This window comes from Micromonospora sp. NPDC047074 (assembly GCF_040643815.1).
GTDB lineage: Bacteria > Actinomycetota > Actinomycetes > Mycobacteriales > Micromonosporaceae > Micromonospora.
The window spans coordinates 1-16421 of sequence record NZ_JBEYVB010000065.1; the positions used below are offsets into that span (position 1 = coordinate 1).

Here is a 16421-nt window from a genome sequence, read left to right on the forward strand (position 1 = left end):
CCCCGCGCCCGCGCCCGCGCCCGCGCCCCGCGCCCCGCGCCCCGCGCCCCGCGCCCCGCGCCCGCGATCTTGCACTTTTGGCCCCCGAAATGTGCGTATTGCTCCCTCTGTCGGGGCAGTAAGTGCAAGATCGGCGGGGCGCCTGGCGCGGGGGCGCGCGGGGCGGGGGCGCGCGGGGCGGGGTATGACGAAGCGCCCGCCGGGAGGCCGGCGGGCGCTTCGTTCTGGGTCGGAGAGGGGAGTCAGCCCTGGGGGGCGCTCATGGTGAGCTTCTTGATGGTGACTTCCTTCTTCGGGTGACCGCCGCCGGCCTGCTGCGCGAACGCCTTGTCGTCGCCGGCCGCTGCGATCTGCTTGACGATGTCCATGCCACCGGTGATGGTGCCCAGGACGGTGTAGTTCGGGTCCAGCGGCGAGTCGCCGTAGACGATGAAGAACTGGCTGCCCGTGCTGCCCGGCTGGCCGGAGTTGGCCATCGCGATCACGCCCTCCGGGTACGGGGGCCGCTTGTCGGTCGGCAGGTTCTCCTCGGCGAGCCGGTAGCTCGGGCCACCGGTGCCGTCGGTCTGCCGCCAGCCCTTGCCCGTCGCGCTCGGGTCACCGCACTGGAGCACCTTGATGCCCTCGGTCACCAGCCGGTGGCACTTGCTGTTGTCGAAGAAGTTCTTCTCCGCCAGGTGGGTGAAGCTGCCCGCGGTGCAGGGCACCGCCGAACGGTCGACCGTGGCGGTGATCGGGCCCAGGTCGGTGTCGAGCGTCAGCGTCTGGGTGCCGGTGTTCGCCTGCTGCGCGGCCGGCAGCCCGACGTCCTTGATCTGCGGGCTCCGCTGGTCGGCGGGGACCTCGTTCCAGGCGCACTGCACGTTGCCGGCCGACGGGCCGGCGGTGTCGGTCTTGTCGTCGTCGCCGAGGCTGGTGACGAGCCAGACCGTGCCGGCGACGACGAGCACCAGGACCGACGCGGCCCCGACGATCGCCTGGGTCTGCCGGCGCTTACGGGCCCTGGCCCCGCGCTCGGCCATCTCCTTCTCGAGCCGGGCGCGCGCCGCCGCGCGCTGCCGCTCTCTGGTGGACGTCACGCCTGGATCCTCCTGGGCTGTCTCGGGCGCGGCCGGTGCCGCTGAGGTTGGTGGGGCCGCCGGGTCAGCCGGCTCTAGCTGGCCGCGGCGGTGCCCGACGCCGACGGCGTCGGCGCCGTGGTCGTCGTCACCTGCGCCACGGGCTCACCGACGGTAACGCTCTGGACGACCACGTCGTCGTCTTTGGGCTTGACCTTCGCCCCAGCCCCATTGTCCACGGTCGGCTTGGCACCGATCTTCGTCACCACGTCGATCCCGCCGGTGACCCGTCCGATGATCGGGTACTTCGGGTCAGCCGTGGTGAAGTCCTTGAAGAAGAGCAGGAACTGGCTGCCGTTGGCGCCCGGCGGGTTGGCGACCATCGCGACCGTGCCCTTCGGGTACGTCGCGGGCTGGCCGGCCGCGGGGCTCGCCGACGGCGACGGCGCGGTGGGGACGTTCTCGTCGTAGAACGAGTAGGTGGGGCCGCCGAGCCCCGTGCCGCTCGGGTCGCCGCAGCGCACCGCGCCCTCGGCGGTGATCTCGTGGCACTTGGTGTTGTCGTAGAACGACCGGCTGGACAGGTGGGCGATGCTCGCCGCCGCGCACGGGGCGCCGGCGAGGTCGAGCTCGACGGTGATCGGCGCGCCCTGGCTGGTGGTGATCGTCATGGGACGTACGCCGTCGGTCGGCAGGCCCTGGGTGGCGGGGGTGCCGACGTCCTTGAGGTTGGTGTTCGCCGAGGCGTCCTGCGGGGTCCACAGGCAGACGTCCTCGGCGGCCGTGTTCTCCTTCGGCTCGTCGTCGAAGGCGCCCAGCGCCCACGCCGAGCCGGCCACGATCAGCACGAGGATGACGGCTGCGCCGACGCCGGCCTGGATCTGCCGACGGCGCCTGGCGGCGGCGGCCCGGCGGACGAGCTGCCGGTCGAGCTTGGCCCGCGCCAGTTTGCGCTGCCGGTCCCTGCTGGAAGCCACCCGTGCTCCCCTTCCTCTACCCTGGTCGTCACCGGTGCTCGGGCGCCCGCGCCGTTCGGCTGCAGGTGCGCCACGCCACACGCCCGCCAGAGTGTACGGCTACCGGCTGGAAAAGTGGTGTACGAGGTCCAAGCGGAGTCATCGGAAGGTGTCGCTGTGCCCGGTGGGGCGTCCGGGACGGATGGGCGGAACCGGTTCGCGCCGCCCGATAGGCTGCCGGGGAGGACCTAGCTCGACGGAAGGGGAGCGGACGTGCTCGTGGCCGGCTTTCCCGCGGACGCCTTCGGCACCAACTGCTACGTGGTCGCCGCCGCGCCGGGGGAGCAGTGCGTGGTGGTCGACCCCGGCATCGGGGTGCTGGACCGGCTGGACGCCCTGCTGGCCGAGCATCGGCTGCACCCGGCCGCCGTCCTGCTCACCCACGGCCACCTCGACCACACCTTCTCCGTCGCACCGGTCTGCGGCGCCCGCGGCATCACCGCGTACGTGCACCCGGGCGACCGGGAGATGCTCGCCGACCCGACCAAGGGGCTGTCCGCGGATCTCAGCTCGCTCTTCGGCGGGCGGCTGACGTACACCGAGCCGGAGGACGTGGCCGAGCTGACCGACGGCGGCACGCTCTCCCTCGCCGGGCTGGAGATCACCGTCGACCACGCTCCGGGCCATACCGGCGGGTCGGTGCTCTTCCGGCTGCCGGCTGCCGGCTCGCCATGGGAGGCGGAGCAGCTCTGCCTCTCCGGTGACGTCCTGTTCGCCGGCTCGATCGGCCGCACCGACCTGCCGGGCGGCAGCATGACGGCGATGGTCACCAGCCTCCGGAAGAAGGTCCTTCCGCTGGCCGACGACACCATCGTGCTGCCCGGCCACGGCCCCGCGACCACCATCGGCCGCGAGCGCGCGACCAACCCGTACCTCCTCGAGGTGGCGGGTGGCGACGGCGCGCGACCGGCGGCCCCCGCCCGCGGCCTCTGACCGGCCGCGCCGAGCTTTCGTCACGCGGCCGGCGACGGCCGCACCGAGCCTTCGCCCGCGCTCGCACGCGGGACTGTGAACGGAGCCATCATGAGCAAGCCCACGCCCATCTCCGGCTTCCCGGAGTGGACCCCCGCGCAGCGGATGATCGAGCAGTACGTCCTCGACAAGATCCGCGACACCTTCGAGCTGTACGGCTTCGCCCCGCTGGAGACCCGTGCGGTGGAGCCGCTGGACCAGCTGCTGCGTAAGGGGGATACCGGAAAGGAGGTCTACCTGATCCGGCGCCTGCAGGCCGACGCCGACGGCCCCGCCGGCGACGACACGCTCGGCCTGCACTTCGACCTGACCGTGCCGTTCGCCCGCTACGTGCTGGAGAACGCCGGCAAGCTCCAGTTCCCGTTCCGCCGCTACCAGATCCAGAAGGTGTGGCGCGGGGAACGGCCGCAGGAGGGGCGCTACCGGGAGTTCCTCCAGGCCGACATCGACATCGTCGACCGGGACACCCTGGCGGCGCACCACGAGGCGGAGATGCCGCTGGTCGTCGGCGACGCGCTGCGCTCGCTGCCGATTCCGCCGGTGCGCATCCAGGTCAACAACCGCAAGATCTGTGAGGGCTTCTACCGGGGCGTCGGGCTCACCGACCCGGAGGCGGCGCTGCGCGCGGTGGACAAGCTCGACAAGATCGGCCCGGCGAAGGTGGCCGAGCTGCTGGCGGAGACCGCCGGGGCGAGCGAGGCGCAGGCCAAGGCCGTCCTGGCGCTGGCCGAGATCTCCGCGCCGGACGCCTCCTTCGCCGACGCGGTCCGCGCCCTGGGCGTCAGCGACCCGATGCTCGACGAGGGCGTCGAGGAACTGGTCCGGGTGGTGGAGACCGCCGCCGCGCACTCGCCGGGGCTCTGCGTGGCCGACCTGCGCATCGCCCGTGGTCTGGACTACTACACCGGCACGGTCTACGAGACCCAGCTGATCGGGTACGAGCGGTTCGGCTCGATCTGCTCCGGCGGCCGGTACGACAACCTGGCCAGCGCCGGTGCCACCCGCTTCCCCGGGGTGGGCATCTCGATCGGGGTGACCCGGCTGTTGGGGCTGCTCTTCGGCGCGGGCGCGCTGTCGGTGTCGCGGGACGTGCCGACCTGCGTGCTGGTCGCGGTCGGCAGCGAGGAGCAGCGCGCCGCCAGCAACTCGGTGGCCGAGGCGCTGCGCCGCCGGGGCGTACCGACCGAGGTGTCGCCGAGCGCGGCGAAGTTCGGCAAGCAGATCCGCTACGCCGAGCGGCGGGGCATTCCGTACGTATGGTTCCCCGGGGCGGACGGCGCGGCCGACGAGGTGAAGGACATCCGTTCCGGCGAGCAGACCGCCGCGGCGGCGGGGGAGTGGACGCCGCCCCGGGCGGACATCAGGCCCCTGGTCAGCTGAGACATTACTGGCGCGTACGGACGATCAGACCTACGGTGGCGTAAGTTACGCCACCGTAGGGAGATCGTCGTGACCGCACTCAGCCAGACCGCACTGCTCCTGGAACTCGAACCGGTCGTCGAGAAGAACCTCGACCGGCACCTGGCCATCGCCAAGGAGTGGTTCCCGCACGAGTACGTGCCGTGGAGCGAGGGGCGCACCTTCGACGGGCCGCTGGGCGGCGAGGCGTGGTCCGAGGGCGACTCGACCCTTTCCGACGTGGCCCGCACCGCGCTGATCGTCAACCTGCTGACCGAGGACAACCTGCCCTCGTACCACCACCAGATCGCCACCCTGTTCGGTCGCGACGGCGCCTGGGGCACCTGGGTGCACCGGTGGACCGCCGAGGAGGGGCGGCACGGCACCGCCATCCGCGACTACCTGACCGTCACGCGGGCGGTCGACCCGGTGGCCCTGGAACGGGCCCGGATGACGCACATGTCCACCGGTTACAGCAACGCGCACGACCAGGAGATGCTGCACTCGCTGGCGTACGTCTCGTTCCAGGAACTGGCCACCCGGATCTCGCACCGCAACACCGGCCGCGCCACCGCCGACCCGGTGTGCGAGGCGCTGCTGGCCCGCGTCGCGGCCGACGAGAACCTGCACATGGTCTTCTACCGCAACCTGCTGGCAGCGGCCTTCGAGCTGGCGCCCGGGCAGGCGATGCGGGCGGTCGCCGACGTGCTGGCCGACTTCCAGATGCCGGGCAGCGGCATCGACGGCTTTGCCCGCAAGTCCGTGGCGATCGCCCTCGCCGGCATCTACGACCTGCGCCAGCACCGCGACGAGGTGGTGGTGCCGGTGCTGCGGCAGTGGGACGTCTTCAACGTCACCGGCCTCGACGCCGACGGTGAGGTTGCCCGCGACCAGATCGCGGCCCACCTCGACGACCTGGAGCGCGCCGCCGCCCGCTTCGAGAAGAGGCGCGCCGCCCGAGCCGCCCGCCAAACCTCCTGACCCGCACTCTCCCCCTCCCTGCGGGCGCCACCCCCGCAGCTCTCCGCGATCTTGCACTTGGTGCCCCGATTGCCGCGATCTTGCATTTTGTGCCCGGGCAGAAGCCGTATATGCGGCATATCGAGGGCCGAAAGTGCAAGATCGCCGGGGCGGGCCGGGCCGGGCCGGGCCGGGGCAGGGCAGGGCAGGGCAGGGCAGGCGGGGTGGGTCAGGTGGGTGGGGGTTGGGGGAGGATCAGGCAGGTGGAGGTGGCGTGGGCTGTGAGGCGGGACTGGGCGTCGAACAGCTTCGCCTCGGCGAGGGCGGTGCGGCGGCCGCGCTGGAGGACGGTTCCCTCGCAGCGGAGGGTGCCGCTCGCGATGGTGACGGGCCGGAGGAACTTCACGTTCAGGTCCAGCGACGTGTAGCCCACGCCGGCGGGCAGCGTGGTGTGCACCGCGCACGCCGCGGCGGTGTCGAGCAGGGTGGAGATGACCCCGCCGTGCACGGTGCCGAGGGGGTTGTAGTGGAACTCCTGGGGGACCAGCTCGACGGCGACCCAGCCCTCGTCGGCCTCCATCCGGGACATGCCGACCAGGTGCATGACGGGCGGCGCCGCCAGCTCTCCGGCGATCATCGCGCGGATCAGCTCCAGGCCGCCGCGCCGGCCGACGTGCGCGGCGTTGATGCCCGGGTCGGACCACGAGAAGGTACGGCTGCGCGCCGGATCCTGCGTCTGTGTCATGGACCCAGCCTGGCAGCGCGTTGCTGAGTCTGTCAATCAGACCTAGCCTGGAGCGCATGAGACCCGCGGCACTGGACTGGTCGGTGGAGAACTGCACCATCGCCCGGGCGATGGAGATCCTCGGCGAGCGGTGGACCCTCGTCGTCCTGCGCGAGGTCTTCAACGGCGTCCGCCGCTTCGACGACATGCGCGTACGCACCGGTGTGCCCCGGCAGGTGCTCGCCAACCGGCTGGCGATGCTGGTGGAGCGCGGCGTGCTGCGGCGCGAGCCCTACCGGGAGCCCGGCAGTCGCGAGCGCCACGAGTACCGGCTGACCGAGATGGGGCTCGACCTGTGGCCGGTGCTGGTCGCCGTCCTCGGCTGGGGCGACCGCTACCTGGCCGACCCGGAGGGCTCCCCGCTCACTGTCGCGCACCGCGACTGCGGCGCCGAGGTGCGCGTCGAGTTGCGCTGCGAGCGCGGGCACGAGGTGGCCCGGCCGCGGGACGTGGTGCCCCGACCGGGGCCGGGAGCGCGCCGCCGGGCCGACTGACCGCGCGCCGGGCCGACTGACCGCGCGCCGGGCCGACTGACCGCGCGCTGGGCCGGCTGACCGCGCGCTGGGCCGGCTGACCGCGCCGCCACGCGGGGGGTCGGGCGCCGAGGGCGAACGGGGGGCCGACGACGACGGCGGCGTCGTCCGGGTCGCGCGGTTCGGGCCGTACGCGGCGCGCGCCCGGGGTGCGGTGGGACGGGCGTATCGACGCCCTTGAGTGTCCACAGTGTTTCGGGCCGATGGCCGCCGCAGTCGGGGCGAAAAGGACAAACTCGGGTCTTGCATACGAACTCAAGTATGTGAATACTTCAGTCAGCTCGGCCGGTTTCCCCAGATCGGACGGGTTGGTTCCGGCCCTCGTCGCCCCGACGCGGGCCCTCGCCCCCTCCCTGGAGGTTGTTGCATGCGACCCACGAGGTCTTCGCTCCGTCGCGTCGCCACCGTCGCCGCCGCCGGCGCACTGGTGGCTGGCTCGCTGATCGGCGCACCCGCCCAGGCCGCACCCTCGCTCGCCTCGCCCGACGCCGCCGCCGGCCTGGCCGAGCGGCTCGGCGACCGTTCCGCGGGCACGTACGCCGACGCCAACGGCAAGATGGTCGTCACCGTGACCGACGCGCTGGCCGCCCGCCAGGTGAGCGCCGCCGGCGCCACCCCGAAGATCGTGAAGCGTGGCGCCAGCGAACTGGCCCGGGCCACCGCCGAACTGGACCGCTCCGCCAGGATCCCCGGCACCGCCTGGTGGACCGACCCGGCCACCAACCAGGTCGTCGTCTCCGTCGACAGCACGGTCACCGGCGCCAAGCTGGAGCGCGTCAAGGCGGCCGTCGCCCGCACCAACGGCGCGATCCGGATCGAGGCCGAGTCCGGTGTGCTCAGCACCCGGATCTCCGGCGGCCAGGCCATCTACGCCGGTGGCGGCGGTCGCTGCTCCCTCGGCTTCAACGTCCGCAGCGGCAGCACCTACTACTTCCTGACCGCCGGGCACTGCACCAACATCTCGTCGAGCTGGTACAGCAACTCCGGCCAGACCAGCCTGCTCGGCACCCGCACCGGCACCAGCTTCCCGGGCAACGACTACGGCATCGTGCGGCACAGCAACTCCGCCAACGCGGCCGGCAACGTCTCCCTCTACAACGGCACCTTCCGGGACATCACCGCCGCCGGTAACGCCTACGTCGGCCAGTCGGTGCAGCGTTCCGGCAGCACCACCGGCCTGCGCAGCGGCTCGGTGAACGCGCTCAACGCCACGGTGAACTACGCCGAGGGCACGGTCACCGGCCTGATCCGCACCAACGTCTGCGCCCAGCCCGGCGACAGCGGCGGCTCGCTGTTCAGCGGCACCATCGCCCTGGGCCTGACCTCGGGCGGCAGCGGCAACTGCACCACCGGCGGCACCACCTTCTTCCAGCCGGTCGGTGAGGCGCTGAGCCGCTACGGCGTCAGCATCTTCTGATCGATCGCACCGCAGAGCGGGCCGTCGGGTGAACCCGGCGGCCCGCCCGCGTGCCCGGACCCGCCTGTCCGGGCCGCGTCCCTCACCCCGCAACGGGCCGCCAGGGGAGGCTGACAGAATGCCAGGGGTAACGGTGTACCGCAGATGAGGAGACGCGAGTCGTGATCCGTACCCATGACGCCGGCAGCCTGCGCGCGACGGACGCCGGCACCACGGTGACGCTCGCCGGGTGGGTGGCCCGCCGGCGCGACCACGGCGGCGTGATCTTCGTCGACCTGCGCGACGGCTCCGGCGTGGTCCAGGTGGTGTTCCGTGAGGAGGACGCGCACGCGCTGCGCAACGAGTTCTGCGTCCGGGTGACAGGCGAGGTGACCCGCCGTCCCGAGGGCAATGAGAACCCGGAGCTGCCGACCGGCGAGATCGAGGTGACCGCCGCCGAGCTGGAGGTGCTCTCCGAGGCGGCGCCGCTGCCCCTGCCGGTGGACGACCAGGTCGAGGCGGGCGACGACATCCGGCTGCGGTACCGCTACCTGGACCTGCGCCGCAGCGGCCCGGCGAAGGCGATGCGGCTGCGCTCGCGGGCCAACCAGCTTGCCCGGACGGTGCTGCACGAGCGGGACTTCCTGGAGATCGAGACCCCGACGCTGACCCGGTCCACGCCGGAGGGCGCCCGCGACTTCCTGGTGCCGGTGCGGCTGCAGCCCGGCAGCTGGTACGCCCTGCCGCAGTCGCCGCAGCTGTTCAAGCAGCTGCTGATGGTCGGCGGCATGGAGCGGTACTACCAGATCGCCCGCTGCTACCGCGACGAGGACTTCCGCGCCGACCGGCAGCCGGAGTTCACCCAGCTCGACATCGAGATGTCCTTCGTCACCGAGGACGACGTCATCGACCTCGGCGAGGCGATCGTCTCGACGCTGTGGAAGGACCTGGCCGGCCACGAGATCACCCGGCCGATCCCGCGTATCACCTGGCACGACGCGATGGCCCGGTACGGCTCCGACAAGCCCGACCTGCGCTACGGCGTCGAGCTGACCGAGCTGACCGAGTACCTGCGCGGCACCGAGTTCCGGGTCTTCGCCGGCGCGATCGACGCGGGCGGCTACGTCGGCGCGGTGGTCATGCCGGGCGGCGCGAGCCAGAGCCGCAAGGAGCTGGACGGCTGGCAGGACTGGGCGAAGGCGCGCGGCGCGCGTGGCCTGGCGTACGTGGTGCTCGACGCCGAGACCGGCGAGGCGCGCGGGCCGGTGGCGAAGAACCTCTCCGCCGAGCACCTGGGCGGGCTCGCCGACGCGGTCGGCGCGAAGCCGGGCGACGCGGTCTTCTTCGCCGCCAGCACCGACACCCGCGAGGCGCAGGAGCTGCTCGGCGCGGCCCGCACCGAGATCGCCAAGCGGGCCGGCCTGGTCGACGAGAGCGCCTGGGCGTTCTGCTGGGTGGTGGACGCGCCCATGTTCGAGAAGACGGACGAGGGCGGCTGGACGGCCGTGCACCACCCGTTCACCTCGCCCAACGCCGAGTGGGTCGACCGCTTCGAGGAGGCGCCGGACCGGGCGCTGGCGTACGCGTACGACATCGTCTGCAACGGCAACGAGATCGGCGGCGGCTCGATCCGTATCCACCGGGGCGACGTGCAACAGCGGGTCTTCGACCTGCTCGGCATCACCCCCGACGAGGCGCAGGACAAGTTCGGCTTCCTGCTGGAGGCGTTCAAGTACGGCGCCCCGCCGCACGGCGGCATCGCCTTCGGCTGGGACCGGGTCTGCATGCTGCTCGCCGGCGCGGACTCGATCCGCGAGGTCATCGCCTTCCCGAAGACCCGGGGCGGCTTCGACCCGCTGACCGGCGCGCCGACGCCGATCACCGGCCAGCAGCGGGCCGAGGCCGGCATCGACGCCAAGCCGAAGGCCGCCGCCGCGCCGCGCACCGGCACCGCCGGCCCGGCCGCCCCGGTCGCCGACCCGACCTGACCGGTCCCCGCAACGCGTCCCCCATGGACCGGAAGGTCCGCGTCATGATGACGCGGACCTTCCGGTCTTTTCGGCGAGAGGGGGCGGCGTGACGCTGCTCGTGGTGGGGGCCAGCGGACACCTCGGCGGCGAGGTCTGCCGGCAGGCGGTCGCGGCGGGGGAGCGGGTGGCGGGCACGTACCACTCGGGCGGGATCGGGGTGCCGGGCGTCGAGGCGTACCGGCTCGACGTGACGGACCGGGCCGCGGTCCGCGACCTGGTCGCCCGGGTCCGGCCCGACGCGGTGGTCGCCACCCCCTACCGGTACGACGAGTGGACGGTGACCGCCGACGGCGCGGCCCACGTGGCGTGCGCGGCCGTCGAGGCGGGGGCGCGGCTGGTGCACGTGTCCAGCGACGCGGTGCACGCCGGGCGACCCGAGCCGTACGCCGACGACGAGGTGCCCAGCCCGGTCTTCGCGTACGGGGCGGCGAAGGCGGCGGCGGAGACCGCCGTACGCGCCGTCGACCCGGGCGCGGCACTGGTACGGACCTCGCTGATCGTGGGGGACGAGCGGAGCAACCAGATCCGGCTCTGCCTGGACGCCCTCGCCGGCGCCGCGACGCTGTTCACCGACCAGATCCGCTGCCCGGTGCACGTCGCCGATCTGGCTGGCGCCGTGCTGGACCTGGCCGGCACCCGGTACGCCGGCCTGCTCAACGTGGCGGGCCCGGACGCGGTCAGCCGCGCCGAGATGGGCCTGCTGGTGGCGGCGCACTTCGGGCTCGACCCGGCCGGGCTGAAGACCGCCACCGTCGCGGAATCGGGCTTCGTCCGGCCCGCCGAGGTGCGCCTCGACTCGTCCCGCGCCGCGACCCTGCTGCCGACGCGGCTGCGCGGCATCCGGGAGCTGCTCGCTCCCTGAACCGTCTGGTCGCCGACTGTTGCACACTTCCTATGCATAATTGTTGTGCACAGGAAGTGTGCACAGTTATTGTGCATCCCATGACCGACGAGCAACCGTCCCCGCCGCGTACCGTCCACCTCGACGGCCGGCAGGTCCGCACCCTCGCCCACCCGCTCCGGATGCGCCTGCTCGGCACCCTGCGCGCCGACGGCCCGGCGACCGCGACGGCGCTGGCCGAGAAGCTGCGGACGAACACCGGGGCGACCAGCTACCACCTGCGCCAGCTCGCCGAGGTGGGGCTGGTCGCCGAGGATCCCGACCGGGGCACCGCCCGCCAGCGGTGGTGGCGGGCGGCGCACGACATCAGCAACTTCGAGCCGACGGACTTCGACGACGACCCGGACGCCCGCGCGGCGGTGCGCTGGATCCAGGCGGACCAGGCGCGGCTGCTGGCCGAGCAGGCCGAGCGGTGGATGGCCGTCGAGCAGGACTACTCCCGGGCCTGGCGGGACGCGGCCGGCATGAGCGACGTGCTGCTGACGCTCGGCCCCGAACGCCTGCGGGCGCTCAACGACGAGCTGTGGCAGGTGCTCGAGCGCTACCGGGAGGAGGCGATGCCCGACGAGCGGGACGCCCGGTCCGTGTACGTCTTCCTCGCCGCGTTCCCCCGGCCCGAGGAGGAGCGGTGAGCACGCTCTCCGTACGCCAGGTGCGGCGGCGCTTCCTGGCGCTGCACGGGCTGCGCTGGCTGCCCACCGGCGTGCTGGTCCCGGTGATGATCCTGCTCATGCAGGAGCGCGGCCTGACGCTGTCGCAGATCGGCTTGGTGGCCGTCGCACAGGGGCTGGTCGTGCTGGCCCTGGAGCTGCCCACCGGTGGCTTCGCCGACGCGCTCGGGCGTCGACCCGTGCTGGTCGTGGCCTGGCTGGTCAACCTCGTCTCGCTGGTCCTCTTCGCGGTGGCCGACTCGTTCGCGCTGTTCTTCCTGGTCTGGGCGTTGCAGGGCGTCTTCCGGGCGCTCGACAGCGGCCCGCTCGAGTCCTGGTACGTCGACGCCACCCTCGCCGCCGACCCGGAGGCCGCGTACGAGCCGGGCCTGGGCCACGCCGGCACGGTGATCGGCGTGGCCATCAGCGCGGGTGCCCTGCTCGGCGGTGGCCTGGTCGCGCTGGGCCCGGTCGGGCCGGTCAGCGCGCTGACGGTGCCGGTGCTGGGCGCGATCGTGCTCCAGGCGGCGGCCCTGGTCGCCCTGCTGGTGCTGCTGGTCGAGGTGCGGCCGGGCCGGGGCGTCGGCGCGCTGCGGGCGTCGGTCGCCGAGGCACCGCGGATGGTCGGGCAGGCGTTGGGGCTGCTGCGCCGGTCCCGGGTGCTGCTCGCCCTGGTCTGCGTGGAGCTGTTCTGGGGCTTCGGGATGGTCACCTTCGAGTCGCTGCTGCCGGTCCGGCTGGCCGAGGTGGTCGGCGACACCGACCGGGCGGCGGCGCTGCTGGGGCCGGCCAACTCGGCGGCCTGGCTGGCCGGCGCGGCCGGCGCGGCGCTCACCCCGCTGCTGCTGCGGTGGCTGGGGGCCGCCCCGGGGGCCGCGCTGCTGCTGCTCACGCAGGCCGGGACGATCGTCGGGATGGGCCTGCTGGCCGGCCCGGTCGGGGTGCTGGTCGCCTACCTCGCCTGCTACACCGTGCACGGTGCGGTCAATCCCCTGCACGCGGGGCTGCTGCACCGGCAGGTCGACGGCCCGTACCGGACCAGCGTGCTCTCGCTGAACTCGATGATGGGGCAGCCCGGCTTCGCGCTCGGCGCCGTCGGGCTCACCGCGCTCGCCGACCGCGTCAGCGTCAGCGCCGCGATGCTGGTCGGCGCCGGGGTGCTGGCGTTCGCCGCCCCGCTGTACCTGCCGGCCTGGCGGGCCGGCCGCCGCACCGGGGGCGGCACCTCGGGCGCGGCCGTCCCGGTGCCGGGCGCGGCCCCCGACCCGGCCGGACGGCAGGCGGTCGACGCGGCACCCGCGTCGGCTGCGGTGCCTGGCGCCTGACCCCGCCCGGCCATCTCGGACAGCCACCTCGCTCCGGCCAATTCGGCCGGCTGGTGGTGCGGCGTCACCGCCTCGGCTGCCGAACCCGGCACCCGGGGCGGCGACGTCAGGCCAGGAGCACCGAACTGCGGGCCAGGCTCGCGGTGAAGCCCAGGCGGCGGTAGAGCCGGACCGCACCGACGTTGGCGGTGTAGACGCCGAGCGCCACGGTGTCGTGGCGGGCGAGCAGGGCCCGGGTCATCCCGGCGGTGAGCGCCGCGCCCAGCCCCCGGCCCCGCAGGTCGGGGGCGACGGTCAGGCCGGCGAGGAAGCCGATGTCGCTCCGGCTGCGGTCCGCCCCGCAGGCGACGATCCGGTCCCCGTCGCGGATGCCGTACCAGTCGACGACCGTCGGGTCGCCCGGGCGCGAGGTGGTGCTGGGGAACGACTCGTCGATCAGGGCGGTCAGCGCCGGGTGGTCGGCCTCGGTGAGCCGGACCACCCGCTCCTCGTCGGCCTGGCGCGGGGGAGGGGTCGTGGTCCAGTGGAAGTCCCACTCGTCGTGCCGCGCCACGGCCAACCGCCCGGGCGGCGTCGTCGGGTCGAGCCGCGGCAGGTGCAGCCACCGGCCGGGCTGAAGGGTGCCCCGCGCGACCAGGTCGGCGAACATCTCGACCGCCGGTGCGGGGGCGCCGACCGCGCCGGCGGGCCGGCTGTGCTCCGCCGGGGCGAGCCAGCCCACCGCGTCGCCGCGCCGCCAGCCCCGCGCCCGATCGCCGGGCGCGAGCGAGTGCCGGGCGTACGGGTGGTGACCGGTGGCGGCCAGGATGGCGTCCCGCCCCGCCAGGAGTTGGTCGGCGACGATCATGTCATGAGCCTAGAACCTGGTCTGACCTCCGGCCAATCGGGCCCTTGCGCGGTCGGAGAAGCGGGCCGTTCCACGGTGGAGATTGACGAGCGGACCGATTGGGTACATCCCGCGCCGACCTACTGGGAACCCCCACCGGAGGAACGACATGCTCGCCATTCTCGCGGCGATCGTTTTCGGATTCGCCCTGCTGATCGACCTGCTGAACACCAACTTTGGCGCGCCGGACCTGTTCAACTGGAACACCCTCGTACTGATCGGCCTGCTGCTGCTCTCCCTCTACCTGGCCGGGGTCGGCAGCGGCCCGCGCGGCGGGGGCGGCGGCCGCTGGTACCGGGGCCGGCGTCCCGGCCGAGGCTGACCGGAACTGATCATCGACGGCTCGGCCCGAGGCGTGCTTCCGGCGCCCCGGGCCGAGCCCGGTACTGTTCTCGCGATGGAGTCCGACGCCCTCTTCTCCTTCGGTGAGCCCGCCGGAGCGCCCCCCGCGCCCGCAGGGTCCGTCGGCGTGGACGGGTTCACCGCGGTGGGGGAGGATTCGCCGCTGCCCGTCCGGATGCGCCCGCGCAGCATCGACGAGCTGGTCGGGCAGGATCACCTGCTCGCGCCCGGCGCCCCGCTGCGCCAGCTGGTGTCGGCCACCGCGCCGATGTCGGTCATCCTCTGGGGCCCGCCCGGCAGCGGCAAGACGACCATCGCGCACCTGGTGGCCCGCGCCACCGACCGCCGCTTCGTCGCCATGTCCGCGCTCACCGCCGGCGTCAAGGACGTGCGCGCGGTGATCGAGACCGCCCGCCGCCAGCGCCGCTCCGGCGGCCCGCAGACCGTGCTCTTCATCGACGAGGTGCACCGGTTCAGCAAGACCCAGCAGGACTCGCTGCTCGCCGCCGTCGAGGACCGCACGGTCACGCTGCTCGCGGCGACCACAGAGAACCCGTACTTCTCGGTCATCTCACCCCTGTTGTCGCGGTGCGTGCTGCTCACCCTCCAGCCGTTGGACGACGCGGCGGTGCGCGGCCTGCTGCGCCGCGCGGTCGCCGACGAGCGCGGCCTCGGCGGCGCGCTCACCCTCGAAACCGAGGCCGAGGACCATCTCGTCCGCCTCGCGGCCGGCGACGTACGCAAGGCGCTGACGGCGCTGGAGGCGGCGGCGGGCTCCGCCACGGCCCTGGGCGCCGGGCGGATCGACCTCGCCACCGCCGAGCAGGCGGTGGACGTGGCGGCGGTGCGTTACGACCGGGCCGGCGACGCCCACTACGACGTGACCAGCGCCTTCATCAAGAGCATGCGCGGCTCGGACGTGGACGCCGCGCTGCACTGGCTGGCCCGGATGCTGGTCGCCGGCGAGGACGCCCGGTTCATCGCCCGGCGCCTGGTCATCTTCGCCAGCGAGGACGTCGGCATGGCCGACCCGGCCGCGCTGGGTGTGGCCACGGCCGCCGCCCACGCCGTGGAGTACGTCGGGCTCCCCGAGGCGCAGCTCAACCTCGCCCAGGCGGTGATCCACCTGGCCACCGCGCCGAAGTCCAACTCGGCCACCAGCGCGATCGGCGCGGCCATCGCCGACGTGCGGGCCGGCCGGGGTGGGGCGGTGCCGCGCGGGCTGCGCGACGCGCACTACGCGGGCGCCAAGGGGCTGGGGCACGGGACCGGCTACCGCTACCCGCACGACGACCAGCGCGGTGTCGTCACCCAGCAGTACGCTCCCGACGATCTCGTCGGCACCGACTACTACCGGCCCAGCCAGCACGGCGCCGAGCGGTCGGTGGCCACCCGGCTGCCACTGCTGCGCCGCATCGTCCGAGGGCTGCCGGCCCCGGCCGCGCCGGTGACGGTCGCGAACGGCACGGCGGGCGACGACCGTCGCACACCAGACACGGGCAGCGCCGGGGCGGCGCGAGAGGGCGGCAGTGCTGCCGCCGGGGAGGGTCAGCAGTGAGATCGCGTGGTTCGGAGCGACCGGAGGACGGCCCCGACGAGCGGCGCGACTCCCGCGCCAAGGGTCGCCGCTGGGGGCGGGGCAAGGCTGAGGCCGAGCCCGAGGAGCCGATCAGCGGCGAGGAGTTCGGCTGGATCGACGACCTGCGCTCGGCCAAGCAGCAGCGGACCGAGCTGGGGCCGGGCGGGGCGGTCCCGCCCCCCGCGCCGGGTGCGCGGCCAGGCGACCCGACGCCACCCGGTCCGGGTGCCCCGTCGCCCCACCACGGCCCTGGTCCGGCCGCGCCTCCCGTGCGTCGTGGCGACACGGAGCCTGGGCGTGCCCGCCCGGTGGACGGGCCCTGGCCTGGCGCACCGGAGCAGCCCCGGCCGATGGATCCCGCCGGCCCCGGGACGGCGCAGCAGCCCGCCCGTCGGCCCCCGGCGGCTGCCCGGCCGCAGCCCGGGCCGGACGGAGCAGACCGGCAGCCCCCACCCGTCCCGGGTCCTCCCACCGCTGGGCAGGCCGGCCCGTCGTCGCCGCGTGGTGGCGGCGCGCCGGGCCCGCAGGCAAATCCGCCGGCGGCCCCGCAGGCCGGCTTCCCGGCCGGCCCACGGGGCACCCCGCCCCCGG

At 73.9% G+C, this 16421-nt stretch carries 15 protein-coding genes; 11 read left to right on the forward strand and 4 right to left on the reverse strand.

Translation table 11 applies throughout. The features are described from left to right. Positions 1-242 precede the first annotated feature (242 nt). Together ABZ809_RS33675 and ABZ809_RS33680 are read right to left on the reverse strand one after the other, a co-directional pair. Complete coding sequence (locus ABZ809_RS33675; RefSeq protein WP_357566700.1) at positions 243-1079, reverse strand: peptidylprolyl isomerase; 837 nt, start codon at positions 1077-1079, stop codon at positions 243-245. A gap of 74 nt (positions 1080-1153) precedes the next feature. Next, positions 1154-2035 carry a peptidylprolyl isomerase gene (locus tag ABZ809_RS33680; protein WP_357566701.1) on the reverse strand — a complete coding sequence of 294 codons (882 nt, stop codon included), beginning with the start codon at positions 2033-2035 and terminating at the stop codon, positions 1154-1156. A 252-nt stretch (positions 2036-2287) separates the two neighbouring features. On the opposite strand from ABZ809_RS33680, the gene ABZ809_RS33685 reads away from it, so the two are divergent. The 3 genes from ABZ809_RS33685 to ABZ809_RS33695 all read left to right on the forward strand — a co-directional run bounded on the left by ABZ809_RS33685 (position 2288) and on the right by ABZ809_RS33695 (position 5425). Continuing rightward, positions 2288-3007: an MBL fold metallo-hydrolase gene (locus ABZ809_RS33685; RefSeq protein ID WP_357566702.1), complete on the forward strand. Its 720-nt coding sequence runs from the start codon at positions 2288-2290 to the stop codon at positions 3005-3007. 90 nt (positions 3008-3097) lie between these two features. Next, positions 3098-4426: a histidine--tRNA ligase gene (hisS, locus tag ABZ809_RS33690; RefSeq protein WP_357566703.1), complete on the forward strand. Its 1329-nt coding sequence runs from the start codon at positions 3098-3100 to the stop codon at positions 4424-4426. 69 nt (positions 4427-4495) lie between these two features. Then, positions 4496-5425 carry an acyl-ACP desaturase gene (locus tag ABZ809_RS33695; RefSeq protein WP_357566704.1) on the forward strand — a complete coding sequence of 310 codons (930 nt, stop codon included), beginning with the start codon at positions 4496-4498 and terminating at the stop codon, positions 5423-5425. Positions 5426-5633: 208 nt separating this feature from the next. Here ABZ809_RS33695 and ABZ809_RS33700 read toward each other — a convergent pair whose 3' ends face one another. Then, positions 5634-6149 (reverse strand): PaaI family thioesterase, encoded by a 516-nt coding sequence (locus ABZ809_RS33700; protein ID WP_357566705.1) that lies wholly within the window; start codon positions 6147-6149, stop codon positions 5634-5636. 56 nt (positions 6150-6205) lie between these two features. Here ABZ809_RS33700 and ABZ809_RS33705 point away from each other — a divergent pair, with 56 nt between their 5' ends. From ABZ809_RS33705 to ABZ809_RS33730, 6 genes are all read left to right on the forward strand, one after another. Continuing rightward, positions 6206-6682 (forward strand): helix-turn-helix domain-containing protein, encoded by a 477-nt coding sequence (locus tag ABZ809_RS33705; protein ID WP_357566706.1) that lies wholly within the window; start codon positions 6206-6208, stop codon positions 6680-6682. 406 nt (positions 6683-7088) lie between these two features. Beyond that, positions 7089-8138 (forward strand): S1 family peptidase, encoded by a 1050-nt coding sequence (locus ABZ809_RS33710; RefSeq protein ID WP_357566707.1) that lies wholly within the window; start codon positions 7089-7091, stop codon positions 8136-8138. 161 nt (positions 8139-8299) lie between these two features. Beyond that, entirely contained in the window at positions 8300-10105 is a 1806-nt protein-coding gene (aspS, locus tag ABZ809_RS33715; RefSeq protein ID WP_357566708.1) for an aspartate--tRNA ligase, read from the forward strand. Between the two features lie 88 nt (positions 10106-10193). Beyond that, positions 10194-11009, forward strand: coding sequence for a sugar nucleotide-binding protein (locus tag ABZ809_RS33720; protein WP_357566709.1), 816 nt, complete (start codon positions 10194-10196; stop codon positions 11007-11009). A gap of 80 nt (positions 11010-11089) precedes the next feature. After that, a complete protein-coding gene (locus ABZ809_RS33725; RefSeq protein ID WP_357566710.1) occupies positions 11090-11680 on the forward strand; it encodes a helix-turn-helix domain-containing protein in 591 nt (196 codons plus the stop codon). After that, entirely contained in the window at positions 11677-13023 is a 1347-nt protein-coding gene (locus ABZ809_RS33730; protein ID WP_357566711.1) for an MFS transporter, read from the forward strand. The genes ABZ809_RS33725 and ABZ809_RS33730 overlap by 4 nt, the downstream gene beginning before the upstream one ends. Before the next feature lie 106 nt (positions 13024-13129). On the opposite strand, the gene ABZ809_RS33735 is transcribed toward ABZ809_RS33730, so the two are convergent. Next, a complete protein-coding gene (locus ABZ809_RS33735; protein WP_357566712.1) occupies positions 13130-13870 on the reverse strand; it encodes a GNAT family N-acetyltransferase in 741 nt (246 codons plus the stop codon). Positions 13871-14018: 148 nt separating this feature from the next. Here ABZ809_RS33735 and ABZ809_RS33740 point away from each other — a divergent pair, with 148 nt between their 5' ends. Together ABZ809_RS33740 and ABZ809_RS33745 are read left to right on the forward strand one after the other, a co-directional pair. After that, positions 14019-14231 (forward strand): hypothetical protein, encoded by a 213-nt coding sequence (locus ABZ809_RS33740; protein WP_074318554.1) that lies wholly within the window; start codon positions 14019-14021, stop codon positions 14229-14231. A gap of 75 nt (positions 14232-14306) precedes the next feature. Further along, on the forward strand, positions 14307-15809 hold the full coding sequence (locus tag ABZ809_RS33745) for a replication-associated recombination protein A (RefSeq protein WP_357566713.1): 1503 nt from the start codon (positions 14307-14309) through the stop codon (positions 15807-15809). Positions 15810-16421: the final 612 nt, after the last annotated feature.